Origin of the sequence: Streptomyces sp. NPDC050147, assembly GCF_040660195.1 — a bacterium.
Lineage (GTDB): Bacteria > Actinomycetota > Actinomycetes > Streptomycetales > Streptomycetaceae > Streptomyces.
This window is the reverse complement of the sequence record NZ_JBFALJ010000054.1, coordinates 1-15089: the sequence shown is the minus strand read 5'-3', so window position 1 is coordinate 15089 and position 15089 is coordinate 1. Positions and strand designations below refer to the sequence as shown.

The window sequence follows — 15089 nt, the reverse complement described above, 5'->3', positions numbered from 1 at the left end:
AGCCCACCCCCTTGCGGATACCTCATATGACCGGCCTACTGCGAAAACCAAGACTTGTCAGCCCTCGCGACATCACGCCAACAAGGTCAGTAACCGATGGCAGTTCGGCCGGCGCATCCTCCTACCGCTTCGACTCCACGACTTGGGCTATCTCAGGGTGAGTACGGAGTGCATGACGATGTGCCGGCGCGGCGCGTGGAACTGTCCCTGCCGGTAGCCGGGGTCTGCGGCGGCGCGGGCCTCTTCGACGAGCCGGAAGCCACCCCGCCCGAGGGCGGCGGCTGCTGTGCCGCCCCGGCCGCCGTCGAGATCGGCATCGGGCCCCCGGCCGCCACGCAGGGCGGCCGCTGACCGACGTGACGAACGCCGACATGAACGCGGCCGCGGCCGGCACCGGAGCAGTGGTTCCGGAACGGTCGCGGCCGCGCGCCGTCCTGCCCGCGCTGTGCGCCACCCAGATCACCAGCTGGGGAGTCGTCTACTACGCCTTCCCGGTGCTCAACTCCCGCATTACGGCAGACACCGGCTGGTCCACAACCTCCACGACCGCCGCGTTCTCCGGAGCCCTGCTGGTCTCCGCCCTGGTCGGCATACCCGTGGGGCGCGTCCTGGACCGGCGGGGCCCGCGCGCGGTGATGACGGGCGGATCGGTCCTGGCCGTCGCCGCGGTCCTCGCGCTCGCCTACGCCCCCAACCTCGCCACGTTCACCACCGCCTGGCTGCTTGCCGGGATCGCGATGGCCACCACCTTCTACCAGCCCGCGTTCGCCGCCCTCACCCGCTGGTGGGGCGAGCAGCGAATCCGCGCCCTGACCGTCGTCACCCTCGCCGGCGGCCTGGCCTCCACCGTCTTCGCCCCACTCACCGCGGCGCTCGACGCCCACTTCGACTGGCGCACGACGTACGCCCTCCTGGCGCTGATCCTCGCCGCGGTCACCATCCCGGCTCACGCCCTCGTGCTGCGGGCCCCCTGGCCGCCGACACCGGCACCACGCCTCGACCGGGAGGCCGCGTCCAGCACATCGATCATCCGCAGCCGCCCCTTCCTGCTCCTGACCGCGGCCCTCACCCTCAACGGCTTCGCGATCTACGCGGTCGTCATCGCGCTCGTACCCCTCCTGACCGAACGAGGCGCCAGCCCCTCCACCGCGGCGTGGGCACTGGGCCTGGGCGGAGCAGGCCAGACCCTGGGCCGCACCCTGTACGCAACTCTCGCCCGCCGCACGGGAGTCACCACCCGCACGGTCACCCTCATCGCCCTGGGCGGCGCCACCACGGCGGCTCTCGGCTTCGTTCCGGGGCCTGTCCCGCTCCTCGTGGTCCTGGCGGTCCTCGCCGGCATGGTGCGCGGCAACCTCACCCTCCTCCAGGCCACCGCGGTCACCGACCGCTGGGGCGCCACCCACTACGGCCGCCTCTCCGGCCTACTGGCAGCGCCCGTCACAGTGGCCGGTGCGCTGGCACCCTTCGCCGGAGCAGCGCTCGCAGCAGAACTCGGCGGATATCCCGCACTCTTCACCGTCCTGGCCGGCACTTCGGTACTCGCGTGCGCCTTGGCTGCTGGATCCCGCAGCCACGGCGGCGGCCCTCTGTAACCCCAAGTGCCCGCATACAACCGCAAGTTCCCGAACCGAGGTCGACGGCAACTCACGGCGAGACCGGCACCGGAGGCCGACATCACAACTCCCCACCCTGGCCGCCGGAATGCCGCATTCATACTGAAATCTGGGCGCGCGTAGGCCATGATGGTCCAGCTATGTCGGCATTCCGCACACTCCATCGCCACCGCTCGGCTCAGCGCCCTCCCGCGAGTGGCGCTGCCGTCCGTGCGATCGCCCTTGCCGTGACCGGTACCGCACTCGCCGCAGCACTGCACCACGCGACGACGGATTCCGCCGTCTCCTGGCCCGCCCTGCTCACCGCGGCAGCGGTCCTCGCCGCATGCGCCTACCCGGCCGTGCGCTACGAGGCATTCCGCGCAAGCGCCCTCGCCGTCGCCGCCGTGCCAGCATCTCTGCCCGGCTGGCTGGAGCTGACCGGCACGGGTATGCCCGCAGCGCGGCTGGACGAGCACCTGCGGCTCCCGGCCACCTGGCACCACAATCCCCCGGCCATGGCCGCGTTGCACCTCTTCGCCGGTCTCGCTCTGGTCCTCCTCTTGCGCCGCACGGCCAATTTGCCCGCCCTCCTGGCATACGCGGCAGCCGGCACCGCACGCCGCTGGTGGACCCACCTGCAGTACGTCATCAGCCTCACCCTGCACCGCAAGAACGAGCCCCTGCCGAAACCCCGACGGGCGCCCAGACCGACCGCCGCGCTGCCGCGGCCCCAGGCACTCGTAGTCCTGCTGCACCGCGCGCAGCCCTGCGCCCCGTAGCTCCCGGGCACTCCACCGCACCACGCCATCACGCACACCTGCGATGTCGGCGTGCTCTCACCCGACACCGGAGTGCCTGCCGTTTCCGCCTCGTTCACCCTGCGCGCAAGCCACCTGCGCAATCCACCTGTGCGGGGGGCCAAGCCCGCCTCCGCCCCGGCACTACGTGCCGACCCAACCTGTCGGTGACGGCGGGTTCATCGACTCTCTCAATTCGTTCCGGTCGCCCGATGCGGGCAGCAGGGAGGGGAACATCAGTGTTGAAATCGGGTGTCAAGCGGCTCTTGGGGCGCGCTGGGTTCGACATCGTGCGCAGCACCAACAACCGGGGCGGAGTCGATGATTTCATCCCGTTCGAGGCAGCGATGCGGGCCGCACGGGCAGCCGGTCTCTCCATCGGTGACTACATCGACGAGGTGATGAACGGGACGCCCGGCGCCACCCAGTCCACCATCGACGAACTACGCGCTCACGGCGTCTTCGCCGCCGGCCCGGACACGGTGCTGGAGATCGGCCCCGGGTCCGGACGGTACCTGGAGAAGACGCTGAAGGAGTGCTCACCAAGCCGCTATGAGATCTACGAGACGGCAGCGCCCTGGGCCGACTACCTGGTGGGCACCTATAGCGTGGTCGCCCAACCCACCGCAGGATGCAGCCTCGCCCCGACACCCGACGGCAGCATCGACCTCGTTCAGGCCCATAAGGTCTTCAACACCCTGCCCTTCCTCGGTGCCTCCCGCTACTTCTTCGAGATGGCCCGTGTGACGCGCCCCGGTGGCCGGATCGTCTTCGACGTGATGACAGAGGCTTGCCTGGACCCGGCCACGGTGCGCGCCTGGGCGACGCAGGGCGGTGAGGGGCACGACTCCTATCCAGCCGCCATGCCTCACCGGACCTGCGTGGACCTCTTCGCGACGCTGGGCTGCAGCCTGGAGGCCAGCTTCCTGGCCCCCATGGGCGTCGCCTCCACTGAGGTGCTCGTCTTCGGAAAGAGGGCTTGACCCGCAGAAGGCTTCCTCATGCATTGCCGAGCTCGGCTCCCTACCAAGGCCCGGGCGGAAGCCGACTGAACAGGTGATCGGCCCCGCTCCGGGCCGACTCGGCGAGCACGGCGCAACGGCCGGAACTCGCGGCCAGCGCACTGCTACAGGCGGTAGAGCAGTGACCTCCGGGTTTGACCGGATGCTGCCTCCGTTTTACCCTCGACCTAGTGCGGAGTCAGCCTCCGTTTTGCCGAGGTCGCAGAGCGTAGGAGGCAGGAGGACGTATGAGCGCCAAGGAGCAGCAGGGGCGCAGGCCCCGGGCGGATGTCCAGCGCAACCGTGCGGCCCTTCTGGAGGCGGCTCAGCGCCACTTCCTGAGGGACGGCGTGGGTACGTCCCTGGAGGCGGTGGCCAAGGAGGCCGGTGTCGGTCCCGCCACGCTGTACCGGCACTTCCCGACCCGGGAGGCGTTGCTGGCTGCCGTGTTGCAGACGCGTTCCGAGGAGCTGGTGGCCCGTCGGGCGGAGATCTCGCAGCTCGGGGACGCCTCCGAAATGCTGCGGCAGTGGCTGCGGGCCATGGAGGAGTACTTCAGTGCCTTCAGCGGGCTGCCGGAACCGCTCATGGCCGCAGCCCGTGAGCGGGAACCGGACAACCCGCTCACCCTTCCCTGCGATGACCTCATCGCCACCACCGACGAGTACCTGCGGGCCGCGCAGCTCGCAGGGCGCGCCCGCCCGTCGGTGAAGGGCTACGACCTGTTCCTCGCGGCGATCTCCACTGCCTGGATCAGTGGCACCGGCGCCACCGATGAGGAGTCACTCAGCCGGCTGCGCACGCTCATCGAAAGCGGATACCGCGAACAGGACAACGAGGTGTAGGCCACCGGCCATTTCCCCGATCCGCCAGCCGCCAGCGCCGCCAGGCGTTCCGGCAGCGTCTTCCTGCGCAGTCATCCATCACAAAGCACCGTCCCCCTCCCCCGGCGGACAGCGCTCCTTCGAGAGGGACAAATCATGAAAATTGCTGTTATCGGTTCCGGGTCGATCGGGCAGACACTCGCGCGCAAGTTCAGCGCGGGCGGCCACGATGTCGAAGTGGCGAACTCCCGGGGCCCCGAAACGATCGACGCCGCCGCGCTGGAGTACGGGGCGAGGGCGGCGCAGGCGGCCGACGCCGTCCAGGGCAAGGACGTAATCATCCTGTCCGTGCCCTTCGGACGGATCCCGGACGTGGCGGCCCTCTTCGCCTCCGTGCCCGGCGAAACCGTCGTCATCGACACCTCCAACTACTTCCCCCACCTGAGCGGCCCCATCGACGCGGTGGAGAAGGGACAGGTGGAGAGCCTGTGGGTGGCCGAGCAGTTGGGGCGGCCCATCGTCAAGGCATGGAACGCCGCCCTGGCCGGCACCTTGCAGACCAAGGGCGTGCCCGCGGGAACTGCGGGCCGCATTGCGCTCCCGGTCGCAGCCGACTCGCCGGAGGCGCGGCGCGTGGGCATGCGTCTGGTGGACGAGAGCGGCTTTGACCCCTTCGATGCAGGCATGTTGGCCGACTCCTGGCGCCAGCAGCCGATGACACCGGCCTACTGCACTGAACTGGACCTTGAGGACCTGGGAGCTGCCCTCAACGCCGCTGACCGGGGCGCGGCCGCACGTAACCGGGACCGCATGATGGAGCGCTTCGCCGCCCTCACCTCTGCGCCCACGCCGGCAGAGACCGTCGAGCTCAACCGCTCACTCCACACATGACAGACCTGGCCCTGTCCCACGCGCTGGAACAAACCCGTGAGACATGACCGTGATCACCGAAACCAGCCGCCCGCGAAAGGACTCGTTTTGCCCGCCACTGCTTCGCCCATCACCGACATCGTGCGCTCCCGGTACTCCGTCCGGAAGTTCCACCCCACCCCGCTGTCCCCGTCGGACATCCGCGGCGTACTGGAAGACGCCCAAGCCGCTCCGTCGAACTGCAACACGCAACCCTGGACGGTGCATGTCGTCTCGGGTGCGGCGCGCGATGCCCTGAGCAAGGAACTGCTCAAAGCTGATGAGGAGGGGCGGGTCTCCTCCGACTTCTCCTTCAGCTACGACGACTTCGGCCAGGGCACCTACCTCGACCGGGCACACGACCACGCCGCGACCGTGTACGGAGCTCTGGGGATACCGCGCTCGGACCGGGCAGCGAGGAACGCGCATGCCCGTGAGAACCTCGACTTCCACGGCGCCCCTCACGCCGCCTTCCTCTTCATGCCCGCGTTCGGCGACGGGGTACGGGCGGCCGGTGACATCGGCATGTACGCACAGAACTTCCTGCTCTCGCTGACGGCCCGGGGGCTCGGGGGCATTCCGCAGACCATGCTTGGGATGTACGCCGACACCGTCCGCGAGTTTCTGGGTGTTCCCGACGAGCTCAAGCTGCTCTTCGGCATCTCATTCGGCACGGCTGACGTGACCGCACCGGCCAACAGCTTCCACATGGGACGCGCCCCGCTTGAGCAGAGCGTCGTCCTGCACGACACCCCCGGAGTCCTCGACGAGCAGTAACTGCTCCCCCGGGGCCGACAGAGGGAGCTCACTCGTCGGTTCGGCCGGCGGACGGAACAGCTGCGATCGACGCTCATCTCGATCTCGATCTCGCGCTCGCGGGCCGGGCCGGGTCTCGCATGACGGGAGTCTTCGGGGCGAGGGCGAGGGCAGTCGGAACAACCTGTTGCGGCTGGTCGCCTCGCTCCCGGACCCATCCGCCACCTTGCCTCGCCCCGTACACCCGGGCCCTGCTGCAACACCGTTGAGACGCGGTCACCCCGGCGGCTGGATCCGCCGGGCATACAGAACGAACCGCGCCCAGTCATCGACCAGGCCTTCGGCCCGTATCCGCCGCTGCGTCGGCTGCGTCGGCTGCGTCATCATGGCCCGACCATGCCGGCCTGACCGACTACCGCCAGGGTTCGATCGTGGGGCGTTCGGCCTGCGAGGTCCGCAGTTCCGCCAAGTGCCCGACAATGACAGCGTGCATGGCCTCAGGGGTGTCCATGTCCGGCCGCATCGCCGCGTGGACGGCGAGCCCGTCCACCAAGGCGTGCAGCCGGGCGGTCTCCTGGTCCACGTCGCGGCCGGGGCCGACGAGCCCCGCCACGAGGCCGCGGCAGCCCGCACGAAGGGCGTTGTACCCCTCATCGCGCAGCGCTCGCAGCTCCGGGTCGGTCATGGCGCGAGCCGTGAAAGCCAGCCACACTTCGTTCTCCGCCCGCCGCTGGTCGTCCAGAGGCAGCAGCTCCGCAAGGACGCTCGCTGCATACCGTAGGACATCGTCATCCTGAGGCAGTGCTTCGATCCGCTGCTCGATCCGGTCGACGACCATCCGTAGCGCGAAGGCCATCAGGTCTGACTGGCTCACGAAGTAGTGCCGCAACGACCCCATCGACAGGCCCGCTTCCCTGGCCACGTTGCGAACCGAAGCGTGCTCCAGGCCGTCACGCTGGATGACGCGCCAGACCGCCTCGGCCAGCTCCCTGCGCCGGAGTTGGGGATCGACCACTTTAGGCATGCCTTTTTATAGCACGCCCGTGCTACGTTCTTTGTGGCACGGTTGTGCTACTTAAAACGCGGAGGCTCCCATGCAGCTCACCCGCTCCACCCGCCCGAAGACGCGCCGCACTCGCCGCATTCCCCTGCCACGCTCGCGAGCCATATGGGCTGCCGTCGTCGGCTGGCTGGCCATCAACGCACTCGTCCTCGCCGCCGCCAGGGACCGGTTGCCCTTCAACTGGCCCTCGAGCACAGGGCGAACAACCACCGACCACTTGGTGGAAGCCAACATCGGTCTCGCCGAGGTCCTGCTCCTGATAGCACTCGTCTGGTTGCTCACTCGCCATCGCCCGCGCCCGGACGTCGCGGCCCGCGCCCCCGAGCGGGCCCAAGCCCTGCGCGAGACCCTCCTGTTGCTGGCATACGGAGCCGCCGGCCTCCTGCTCGGATATTTCCTCGCCCGCTCACTCGGCTGGCACCCGTTCGGCTTCCACCTCGTCGGCACGCTGTACGGAACCCATGAGCACGTCGCCGCAGCGGAGGCTGTCACCTGGGCGCTCTACAACTTGGTCGTCTACGCCCTGCTGCCACTGGTGTACTTCCGCCGCTACACACCGGAACAGCTTTGCCTGCGCTCCTCCGACCGCACAGCCGACCGCAACCAACGGCTTCCACTACGAGCTGACTCGAACACTGGATGCCCCCGTGGCGACGGTGTGGCGGGCCTGGACCACGCCCGAGCAGTACGCCCAGTGGTCCCAGGCCGCTGACGGCTCAGTCGAGATGGATGTACGTCCCGGCGGAGCGTGGAAGGCCACGATGGTCACCCCCGGCGGCGGACAGTTCGCACTGACCGGCTCCTACGTCGAGGTTGCCGACAGGCGCCGTCTCGTGATCGGCATGGATGTCCCCGGAAAGCCCCTGCCCGCAGCCATGACTGTCGAATTCGACGAACAGGACACCCTCCACACACATCGCCCTCCGCCAGACATGCGACACCGAGGAGGAACGCAACATGGCTGAGCAGGGCAGCAACATGCTCCTCGACAGCCTGAGCGCGTTCCTGGCCGAACAGTCGAAGGACTGAGACCTGTCGCCCACCAGCCAACCGTGCACAGGGCACGAACAGCGGGGCAGGCGCGATCCACGGGCCTGCCCCGCCTCTCTCGACCTCGCAGGTGAACTCACGTGCGTGGAGGGGTTCCTGGGCCAAGATTCGTTGATATGGCTCGACTTTCCCGTTGTGGCGCGGCGCATGCGGCTTGGTTCTTTGGTGTCGGGTCCGTCAGGCAGCGCCTCGGCGTCGGCCAGGCCTGAGCAGCCGTCGACCATGGAGTGCAGGGGCGTCGCACCGATGACCTAGCCCTGCCGGAGTGTGGGCAGCGGGAGCCCGGCGCACGGGGATGGGAGGTGTCAGTGTGCCGTTCGGCGTGCCGTGTTCTCTCGCCACTCCCGGCCGATCGATCGCATGAGGGCCGGGTACACCCCCAGGTACCGGAAGGGTTTGATGCCTGCCATGTACAGCGAGCCGAGGCGGCCGTTGGGTTTCACCAGCACGGCCATCTGGCCGCGGTAGCCGCCCTGCCCGTCGGCGACCCAGCCGATGTGCAGCACCCCGTGCATGGTCTTGTTGGCGTACTCGGCGGCCCACTCGTCATGTGTCTGGAAAACCGAGGTGAAGGGCGCCGCGCTGAGATCGGGCCCGCGCGGCCCTTCGCGCAGGTCGTCCGGCAGCCGGTCCCGCAGGGTTGCCACCCGTCCGCCGACGCCCGAGTCCGCCTTGTCCCAGCCGAGCAGTGCGCCGAGCTTCCAGCGCACTGCGAAGAGGAAGCGGCCCACGGGGTTGCCGCCGTCGGGGCCGTCCCTGCCGTCCGCCATCTGCTGGACCAAATGGTGCAGGTCGTCGGGGCCGCCCGGCGTTGGCAGCGCCCACACATCCTCGAGTCGGAAGTCGCCGGAGATTTCGTGGATCCGCCAAGGGCGGGAGGTGTGGTCGGTCGAGGGAAGGCGCAGATCGCTCATGGCGGACCCCTGTCTATACGGTGACGTATACATCGAGCATAGGGCCATCTATACGGCTGCGTATACTCAGCCCGAGAATGTGAGGAGAGGCACGGCATGGGCGCGATCCGTACACCGCGGGACAAGTGGATCGAGGAGGGCCTGCGGACGCTCGCCGCCGGCGGCTCCGAGGCCGTCAGGGTCGAGGTCCTCGCGCAGGCGCTCGGCGTCAGCAAGGGCGGCTTCTACGGCTACTTCCGCAACCGCGCCGCCTTGTTGGAGGAGATGCTCGAAACGTGGGAGCGCGGGGTCACCGAGAACGTCATCCAGCGGATCGAACGCGACGGAGGCGATGCCCGCGAACGGCTGGGGCGTCTCTTCGATTTCGTGGGGTCGGGCGAGACGCCCGTGACCGACGCCGGGGTCGAGCTCGCTATCCGGGACTGGGCCCGGCGCGACGAAGGAGTCGCGCGCTGCCTCCGCCGGGCCGACAACCGCCGCATGGACTATCTGCGCGAGCTCTACCGGGCCTTCTGCCCCGACGAGGGCGACGTCGAGACCCGCTGCCTGATCACCTTCTCGCTGCGCATCGGCGACCATCTCATCGCCGCCGACAATGGCCCGCGCAGCCGCGCGGAAGTCCTCGCCGCGGTCAGGACCCGATTGTTGAGCTAGGGCCTGTTCTGAGTTCTGATCGTCAAGGTCGCGGTCTGCTCCCGTGCTCAACGGGGTGGCGTGATGCTTTCGCGCGGGCAGTCCATGGCGGGACATTCCCGAGGTGTACGGGGCCTGGCAGGCCGTCTGGCACCTTGAAGCGAAGCCCTGGCCTCGATGGAAATCCAAGCCACAAACGAACGAAAAGGGCGCCGGCCAACTGACGGACCCTCATCAAGATCGATGCTAACGCCTGCTCGCGGCCACCGCGACGGTTCCACTCAGGGCGGCGAGTGCCACACACAAGGGCGAGTACAGGAAAGTGTTCAAACGCTGGAATTCGCTGGCAGCTCCGGAATTCATGAAGTACCCACCCAGGCCACGGGCGAGCAGAACCACCGTCAGGCCGTACATGCCCACCAACCGCAGCCAGTCCGGGCCGATCGCCGGGATGGACTCATTGACCATGAGAGTCAGCGCAGCGCCACCGACCAGCGCCAGACCTACCAGAACGGTGCTCGGTCGCGGCGGCATCTCGCCATCGTCGCTGCCACCGATCGTTTTGGTAAACGTCATTGCATCCTTCATCGGCCAGGGGGAGAACGCCCAGACGAAGTGCAACAAGCCGATTGCCATGAGGACGATCGTCAACACCGCAGGGACCACAGCGCGGACCATATCCGGCGCCTCCAACTCAGTGGGCTTTCAGCGGGCTTGTCTCAACGGTCTTCGGCGTCCCTCGCGCCGGGGCCACGCGCGGCCAGTACGAGCAGCACCCCGACCAGCAGCAAGGCCCATGCCGGCGAGACGGGAAGCAGGGCGACCAGCACCACACCCCAGGCGGTCATGGCCCAGCCGAACGGGGCGGGCACCCGCTCGCCCCGCTTCGCCGTCCACAGCACGAAAGCGCCGAGCAGCAGCACCGGCATCCCGAAGCTGGCTGGCGCGACCCAGAAGGCCTCGGAGTAGGCCAGGTTCTTGGAGGTGACGTCCAGCGAGATGGTCCGCCACGGCCCCTGGTCGAAGATGTCCGACCAGACGTCCCGCTTGTCCAGCGGCGACACGACGAGGTGAACCACGCCGAAGCCCACGGCGATCCAGCCGGCCGCGCGCGTGAGCTTCGGCTTGTTCAGACGGGATGTGCGCGTGACGTTTGAGGATGTCATGACTGCCCTCCCTTATCTATACGGCCCTGTATAAATGAAAGCTTAGCACCCATCTATACGATGGTGTCTAGATCGATGGTCGAAGCGGAACGGAGCAGATCATGGCGGTGGCTCGCACCCCGCGTCACAAGTGGATCGACGAAGGGCTGCGCGCGCTTGCGGCAGGCGGCCCGGATGCCGTCCAGATCGAGGCACTGGCGAAGGCTCTCGGCGTGTCGAGGGGGGGCTTCTACGGATACTTCGCCGACCGGCGCGCCCTGCTCGAGGAGATGCTCGACCGCTGGGAACGCGAGGTCACCGACGACGTGGAAGCACGCATCGAGAAAGAAGGCGGCGATGCGAAAGCCCGTCTGCGCCACCTGTTCGCGATCGTCGACGCCGGTGGCGGGATCGGCGCAGACATCACGACCGACCTGGCGATTCGCGACTGGGGCCGGCGCGATCCGGCGGTCGCCGAACGCCTTCGGCGCGTCGACAACCGCCACATGGACTACCTGCGTTCGCTGTTCCGCGCCTTCTGCGCCGACGAGGACGAAGTCGAGGCACGCTGCCTGATCACCTTCTCTCTGTACATCGCCGACCAGTTCATGTTCGCCGACCGCGGCGATCGCAGCCGTGCCGACGTCCACGAACTGACAGCGAGGTGGTTGCTCGACTCTCCGAGCTAGGACTTTTTCGCAGCCGTGATCAGTGGTTGTTGGGTTCTGACTCCTGAGGGTGCGCCGCGAGCTGGTGGAACGCGCGTGTGGCGAGACGTGAACGCAGCGACGGTGTAAGGGAGTTGGTTGAGCCGTTCCTGCCGGTCGGGCAGTACGGCCCTTATCCCTGGCCACCCCGGAGAAAAGCTTGATCACCACGCCCTCGACCCTGGCGTATCGGCCGACTGCAAGGCGCCGCGGCCCGCACGTCCGTCGGTGAGTTGACGCTGAATTCCGGCGTCAACTCCAGGTGCGTGATGAGGACCACCCGGCAGCCGATGTCGCCCACCACAGCTACCTCGTTCTGCGGCAGCGCCGGGTTCATACGCCGCCTTCTACAGCCAGCTGATGCGGGCTGTCTGGAGCTGTTCCCAGCCCGGCGGCCGGAGCAGCGTGCCGCCTGCTGCCGTATCGACCAGTCCACGCACGGCCGCCCTCATCTCCGGTTGCGCGGAGTGCAGATCGGCGACGTCGTGCGGCCCGACTTGGTGCACCGCCAGCCGCTGAACCGCGGGTGGCAGTGGGCGCGGTCCAGGCTGCCGACTCGCTCCGCCCGCAGCTGCGCCGTCCAGCGGTGCTACTTCACCGACCACTTGAGGGGCTCCTTGTAGTACCCCTGGGAGTAGGTGACCTTGTTCACCGTGGTTCCTTCAGGCACGAGGTACGGGTCGCAGACCTTGCGCTCCTCGCCCTTCTTCCAGACGTCTTCGCCCCCGATTTCTTTGACCCCGTTGAGGAGGTTGCAGTCCTTCGGCGTACTACTGAGGGCGCCGAGGAGGATGAACTTCGTCCCCGGACCCGCCGCGGTCTCGACGTTGACATCGCTCATCACCATGGGCGGTTCTTTGAGCGCGTCGCCTCCGACGTGACGGGCGTTGACGTACACCCACACGACCTTCTGGCCCGCGTACTTGTCGGGCTCGTCGAGTTCGTCGAGATCCTCTGGCTTGCCCTCAACGACCTTCGTCGGCGTGAAGACGAACTGGGCCGTCTTCTTGAAACTGGAGATCTCCTGCTCCGGGCTCGGCTGACCCAGCCGCAGCTTCTTGGGAGCCTGAGTGGCACTGGAGGTGGCGTCCTTCGAGGACTCGTCCGTATACGGGTAGCAGGCGGTGACGGTGCAGACCGTGGCCGCACCGACGGCTATCAGCCCAAGTCGCCGACCAAGACGCGGACTGTGCTGATTCTGTGGGTTAGACATAAGGCACAACTTTATGTTGATCACACCACTCCGCAGACCAGCCCAGGATTTGCATGCGGGCCGAGGAGCCTCTCTGGTGCGACCGTCGCCTACTCGTATGGGTCAGTTACGTGTGGCGCGGGCATCCGAAGGAAAAGTGTGGCGGGCCCTCGATCCGATCAGCACTGAGCTGGTACGCCTGCTGCGGCACCGCCCACCTGGCCGGCCGCGCCCACCGGCGCGTGCTCGACAGCGACCGGGCGGTACGGGTGGTGGGCGTAGGCCGCCCGGAGCGGGTCCGGGCCGGGCGACGACAACACGGTCGGCGCCCCCTCCGGTGCGCGGCGATCAGCAGACCGTCGTCCATGGTGCGGGGTACAGCGGTGCCAGCGGTCACATGGACAGTCAACGGTGCGCCGTTTCCGGTGAGAGACGTCCACGACGGGATGGAGGAAGCAGGTCGCCAGCGGATACGGGTCCAACCGGCCGGCCCGCCCGGGGGGTTGACCGGCGCACTTACGTGGGTAAGCACCGTAGACGCACCTTTGACCGCATGCGCGTCATCGTCACTATCGCGTGCCGCGGGGTGCTTGAAGCCTCCTCCCTGAGCAAACCTCCGGCGCTGTGGCGTAGTTGTGGGCCCGTGCTGATGCACGCGCTCCGTGAGGGGTCGGCGGTACAGCTGAAGCGCGCCCCGAGGCGGCCAGAAGGATGGTGGAACCCTGGAGGAGAGCGGTGCACTCATCAGAGGGGGAGACGGCCCAGCTGCCTGGGGCGGGCCGGGGGTACCGGTGTAGCCGACGGCGTCGCTGTCCACCGTCTCGTTGTGCCGGGCCTCCCAACACCCGTACCTGCATCTAGGGAGGCGGTCACCGGGCGCAGGCCGGTCTAGCAACTGACTGCGGACAGCGGTGGGGGTGGTGGCGCGGGAGGCTTGGGCTGATCTGGCAGATGAGCTCGTAGGGGGTGGCGCCGGCGGCCTGCGCCCACTCGCGGAGTGCGGGCTCCCCCTGGGTGCCGGGACCGAAGATGGTGACGTCGCTCCCGGGCGGCGGATGGTCACCATGCAGGTCGATGACCAGTTGATCCATGGAGAGGCTCACCAACGACAGGCCGCCGACGCCCCGCGGTTCAGACTTCAGCGCCATTTGACGCCCGCCAGGGCTGCCCGTCGGCATAGCCCACCGGCGCCGGTCCGAGCGTCGCCCTGGGCCCGGACCAATAGGTGAAGCCGTACCCCACAGCACTGCCCGCGGGAAGCTGCATGACCCACGCAGACGTGACCGGAACGTCAGCGCGCCGCGTGTGGTGCAGTGCGGCGGGGCGAACCGCAGGTGTGAAGAGGACAGACCGTAGGGAGCCGAGCCCGTCCGGACGGCGTCGAGCCGGCTATCGGGCAAGGCGGCGTTCGCCGCCGAGGCCGCCAGATGGCGAACCGCGCCCTGGATACCCACGTCCGACCGTGAGCGCCAGAGCCCGCGAGAACTGCGCGCACTGCTCGGCGACCGAGGGATGATCCAGTGCGTGGGCCATGGCCAGGTGCGACCAGAAACCGGCCACCACCACCGACCCCGCAGCCCGGGCACGGACCACCGCATCAGCCGCACCAACCGCACCAACCGCACCAACCGCACCGTACGGGAAACGGGCGGCGGCGCCTGCGTCCGGAGCGGTCCGGTACGTGAGCCGTCCCGCTCCCCCACGGTGCGGTACCTTTCACTAGACACGTAAATCGATCGGATGTTCGTTTACTGGAATGTCCGAGACGTCCGTTGTCGGCAGTAGACGCTCACGTTCTCCGACGTGCGGCGTGCCACACCATCGGACCGGGTGAAGCTCATGGCAGGAACCGACCACGAAAAGGCGCTGGACACCGCGCTCGCACAGATCGAGCGAAAGTTCGGCAAGGGCGCGGTCATGCGCCTCGGCGAGCGGGCCAACGAGCCCATCGAGGTGATCCCCACCGGATCGACCGCGCTGGACGTGGCGCTCGGCGTCGGTGGTATGCCCCGCGGCCGTGTGGTGGAGGTGTACGGGCCGGAGTCCTCCGGCAAGACGACGCTGACATTGCACGCGGTAGCGAACGCGCAGAAAGCCGGCGGCTCGGTGGCGTTCATCGACGCCGAGCACGCTCTGGACCCGGAGTACGCCAAAAAGCTCGGCGTCGACACCGACAACCTCATCCTGTCCCAGCCGGACAACGGCGAGCAGGCACTGGAGATCGTCGACATCCTGATCCGCTCCGGCGCCATCGACTTGATCGTGGTCGACTCCGTCGCGGCCCTGGTGCCACGCGCCGAGATCGAGGGCGAGATGGGCGACTCCCACATGGGTCTGCAGGCCCGTCTGATGAGCCAGGCCCTCCGTAAGATCACCAGCGCGCTCAGCCAGACGAAGACGACCGTGATCTTCATCAACCAGCTCCGCGAGAAGATCGGCGTGATGTTCGGCTCGCCGGAGACCACGACCGGTGGCCGTGCGCTGAAGTTCTACGCCTCGG

Annotated in this window: 18 protein-coding genes and 3 pseudogenes; 12 read left to right on the top strand and 9 right to left on the bottom strand. The window is 68.1% G+C overall.

All coding sequences use genetic code 11. The features are described from left to right. Nucleotides 1–186: 186 nt before the first annotated feature. From AB0I94_RS41650 to AB0I94_RS41620, 7 genes and pseudogenes are all read left to right on the top strand, one after another. Nucleotides 187–351 (top strand): annotated as a pseudogene (locus AB0I94_RS41650) (flavoprotein); the annotation flags it as partial. A gap of 20 nt (nt 352–371) precedes the next feature. Next, nucleotides 372–1595: an MFS transporter gene (locus AB0I94_RS41645; protein ID WP_363315035.1), complete on the top strand. Its 1224-nt coding sequence runs from the start codon at nt 372–374 to the stop codon at nt 1593–1595. A 248-nt stretch (nt 1596–1843) separates the two neighbouring features. Beyond that, nucleotides 1844–2377: a hypothetical protein gene (locus AB0I94_RS41640; protein WP_363315033.1), complete on the top strand. Its 534-nt coding sequence runs from the start codon at nt 1844–1846 to the stop codon at nt 2375–2377. Nucleotides 2378–2607: 230 nt separating this feature from the next. After that, nucleotides 2608–3378: a methyltransferase domain-containing protein gene (locus tag AB0I94_RS41635; protein WP_363315032.1), complete on the top strand. Its 771-nt coding sequence runs from the start codon at nt 2608–2610 to the stop codon at nt 3376–3378. A gap of 266 nt (nt 3379–3644) precedes the next feature. Continuing rightward, entirely contained in the window at nt 3645–4241 is a 597-nt protein-coding gene (locus AB0I94_RS41630) for a helix-turn-helix domain-containing protein (RefSeq protein ID WP_363315031.1), read from the top strand. Between the two features lie 135 nt (nt 4242–4376). Beyond that, nucleotides 4377–5111 (top strand): NAD(P)-binding domain-containing protein, encoded by a 735-nt coding sequence (locus AB0I94_RS41625; RefSeq protein WP_363315030.1) that lies wholly within the window; start codon nt 4377–4379, stop codon nt 5109–5111. A gap of 87 nt (nt 5112–5198) precedes the next feature. Beyond that, entirely contained in the window at nt 5199–5906 is a 708-nt protein-coding gene (locus AB0I94_RS41620; RefSeq protein ID WP_363315029.1) for a nitroreductase, read from the top strand. Between the two features lie 391 nt (nt 5907–6297). On the opposite strand, the gene AB0I94_RS41615 is transcribed toward AB0I94_RS41620, so the two are convergent. Further along, entirely contained in the window at nt 6298–6909 is a 612-nt protein-coding gene (locus AB0I94_RS41615; RefSeq protein ID WP_363315028.1) for a TetR/AcrR family transcriptional regulator, read from the bottom strand. 70 nt (nt 6910–6979) lie between these two features. On the opposite strand from AB0I94_RS41615, the gene AB0I94_RS41610 reads away from it, so the two are divergent. Together AB0I94_RS41610 and AB0I94_RS41605 are read left to right on the top strand one after the other, a co-directional pair. Further along, nucleotides 6980–7660 (top strand): hypothetical protein, encoded by a 681-nt coding sequence (locus AB0I94_RS41610; RefSeq protein WP_363315036.1) that lies wholly within the window; start codon nt 6980–6982, stop codon nt 7658–7660. After that, a pseudogene (locus AB0I94_RS41605) lies at nt 7572–7977 on the top strand (SRPBCC domain-containing protein). Before AB0I94_RS41610 ends, AB0I94_RS41605 begins: the two are co-directional and overlap by 89 nt. Nucleotides 7978–8070: 93 nt before the next feature. Here the strand turns inward: AB0I94_RS41605 and AB0I94_RS41600 are convergent. Together AB0I94_RS41600 and AB0I94_RS41595 are read right to left on the bottom strand one after the other, a co-directional pair. Beyond that, nucleotides 8071–8169 (bottom strand): annotated as a pseudogene (locus AB0I94_RS41600) (IS481 family transposase); the annotation flags it as partial. A 134-nt stretch (nt 8170–8303) separates the two neighbouring features. Continuing rightward, nucleotides 8304–8912, bottom strand: a complete 609-nt coding sequence (locus AB0I94_RS41595; RefSeq protein ID WP_363315027.1) for a DUF2867 domain-containing protein — start codon at nt 8910–8912, stop codon at nt 8304–8306. 96 nt (nt 8913–9008) lie between these two features. Here AB0I94_RS41595 and AB0I94_RS41590 point away from each other — a divergent pair, with 96 nt between their 5' ends. Next, nucleotides 9009–9566, top strand: coding sequence for a TetR/AcrR family transcriptional regulator (locus AB0I94_RS41590; RefSeq protein ID WP_363315026.1), 558 nt, complete (start codon nt 9009–9011; stop codon nt 9564–9566). A gap of 225 nt (nt 9567–9791) precedes the next feature. On the opposite strand, the gene AB0I94_RS41585 is transcribed toward AB0I94_RS41590, so the two are convergent. Then, a complete protein-coding gene (locus tag AB0I94_RS41585; protein WP_363315025.1) occupies nt 9792–10181 on the bottom strand; it encodes a DUF3995 domain-containing protein in 390 nt (129 codons plus the stop codon). An 83-nt stretch (nt 10182–10264) separates the two neighbouring features. After that, nucleotides 10265–10711, bottom strand: coding sequence for a DUF6463 family protein (locus tag AB0I94_RS41580; protein ID WP_363315024.1), 447 nt, complete (start codon nt 10709–10711; stop codon nt 10265–10267). Nucleotides 10712–10812: 101 nt separating this feature from the next. Between AB0I94_RS41580 and AB0I94_RS41575 the strand changes: the two genes are divergently transcribed. After that, nucleotides 10813–11379, top strand: coding sequence for a TetR/AcrR family transcriptional regulator (locus AB0I94_RS41575; protein WP_363315023.1), 567 nt, complete (start codon nt 10813–10815; stop codon nt 11377–11379). Nucleotides 11380–11744: 365 nt separating this feature from the next. Here AB0I94_RS41575 and AB0I94_RS41570 read toward each other — a convergent pair whose 3' ends face one another. From AB0I94_RS41570 to AB0I94_RS41555, 4 genes are all read right to left on the bottom strand, one after another. Next, nucleotides 11745–11903, bottom strand: a complete 159-nt coding sequence (locus AB0I94_RS41570) for a hypothetical protein (RefSeq protein WP_363315022.1) — start codon at nt 11901–11903, stop codon at nt 11745–11747. A gap of 83 nt (nt 11904–11986) precedes the next feature. Next, nucleotides 11987–12610 (bottom strand): hypothetical protein, encoded by a 624-nt coding sequence (locus AB0I94_RS41565; RefSeq protein WP_363315021.1) that lies wholly within the window; start codon nt 12608–12610, stop codon nt 11987–11989. 848 nt (nt 12611–13458) lie between these two features. Further along, nucleotides 13459–13680 carry an alanine racemase C-terminal domain-containing protein gene (locus tag AB0I94_RS41560; protein ID WP_363315034.1) on the bottom strand — a complete coding sequence of 74 codons (222 nt, stop codon included), beginning with the start codon at nt 13678–13680 and terminating at the stop codon, nt 13459–13461. A 40-nt stretch (nt 13681–13720) separates the two neighbouring features. Continuing rightward, nucleotides 13721–13855 (bottom strand): alanine racemase C-terminal domain-containing protein, encoded by a 135-nt coding sequence (locus AB0I94_RS41555; RefSeq protein ID WP_363315020.1) that lies wholly within the window; start codon nt 13853–13855, stop codon nt 13721–13723. A gap of 573 nt (nt 13856–14428) precedes the next feature. Here AB0I94_RS41555 and recA point away from each other — a divergent pair. Beyond that, nucleotides 14429–15089 (top strand): recombinase RecA (gene recA, locus AB0I94_RS41550; RefSeq protein ID WP_363315019.1); only part of this gene is annotated, 661 nt, incomplete at its 3' end.

What these genes read in the sequence shown, in the direction of transcription:
- AB0I94_RS41645 (WP_363315035.1), top strand. Translation starts at nt 372, where the DNA reads ATGAACGCGGCCGCGGCCGGCACCGGAGCAGTGGTTCCGGAACGGTCG.
- AB0I94_RS41635 (WP_363315032.1), top strand. Translation starts at nt 2,608, where the DNA reads ATGCGGGCAGCAGGGAGGGGAACATCAGTGTTGAAATCGGGTGTCAAG.
- AB0I94_RS41630 (WP_363315031.1), top strand. Translation starts at nt 3,645, where the DNA reads ATGAGCGCCAAGGAGCAGCAGGGGCGCAGGCCCCGGGCGGATGTCCAG.
- AB0I94_RS41625 (WP_363315030.1), top strand. Translation starts at nt 4,377, where the DNA reads ATGAAAATTGCTGTTATCGGTTCCGGGTCGATCGGGCAGACACTCGCG.
- AB0I94_RS41615 (WP_363315028.1), bottom strand. Translation starts at nt 6,909, where the DNA reads ATGCCTAAAGTGGTCGATCCCCAACTCCGGCGCAGGGAGCTGGCCGAG.
- AB0I94_RS41610 (WP_363315036.1), top strand. Translation starts at nt 6,980, where the DNA reads ATGCAGCTCACCCGCTCCACCCGCCCGAAGACGCGCCGCACTCGCCGC.
- AB0I94_RS41595 (WP_363315027.1), bottom strand. Translation starts at nt 8,912, where the DNA reads ATGAGCGATCTGCGCCTTCCCTCGACCGACCACACCTCCCGCCCTTGG.
- AB0I94_RS41590 (WP_363315026.1), top strand. Translation starts at nt 9,009, where the DNA reads ATGGGCGCGATCCGTACACCGCGGGACAAGTGGATCGAGGAGGGCCTG.
- AB0I94_RS41585 (WP_363315025.1), bottom strand. Translation starts at nt 10,181, where the DNA reads ATGGCAATCGGCTTGTTGCACTTCGTCTGGGCGTTCTCCCCCTGGCCG.
- AB0I94_RS41580 (WP_363315024.1), bottom strand. Translation starts at nt 10,711, where the DNA reads ATGACATCCTCAAACGTCACGCGCACATCCCGTCTGAACAAGCCGAAG.
- AB0I94_RS41575 (WP_363315023.1), top strand. Translation starts at nt 10,813, where the DNA reads ATGGCGGTGGCTCGCACCCCGCGTCACAAGTGGATCGACGAAGGGCTG.
- AB0I94_RS41565 (WP_363315021.1), bottom strand. Translation starts at nt 12,610, where the DNA reads ATGTCTAACCCACAGAATCAGCACAGTCCGCGTCTTGGTCGGCGACTT.
- AB0I94_RS41560 (WP_363315034.1), bottom strand. Translation starts at nt 13,680, where the DNA reads ATGGATCAACTGGTCATCGACCTGCATGGTGACCATCCGCCGCCCGGG.
- AB0I94_RS41555 (WP_363315020.1), bottom strand. Translation starts at nt 13,855, where the DNA reads ATGCAGCTTCCCGCGGGCAGTGCTGTGGGGTACGGCTTCACCTATTGG.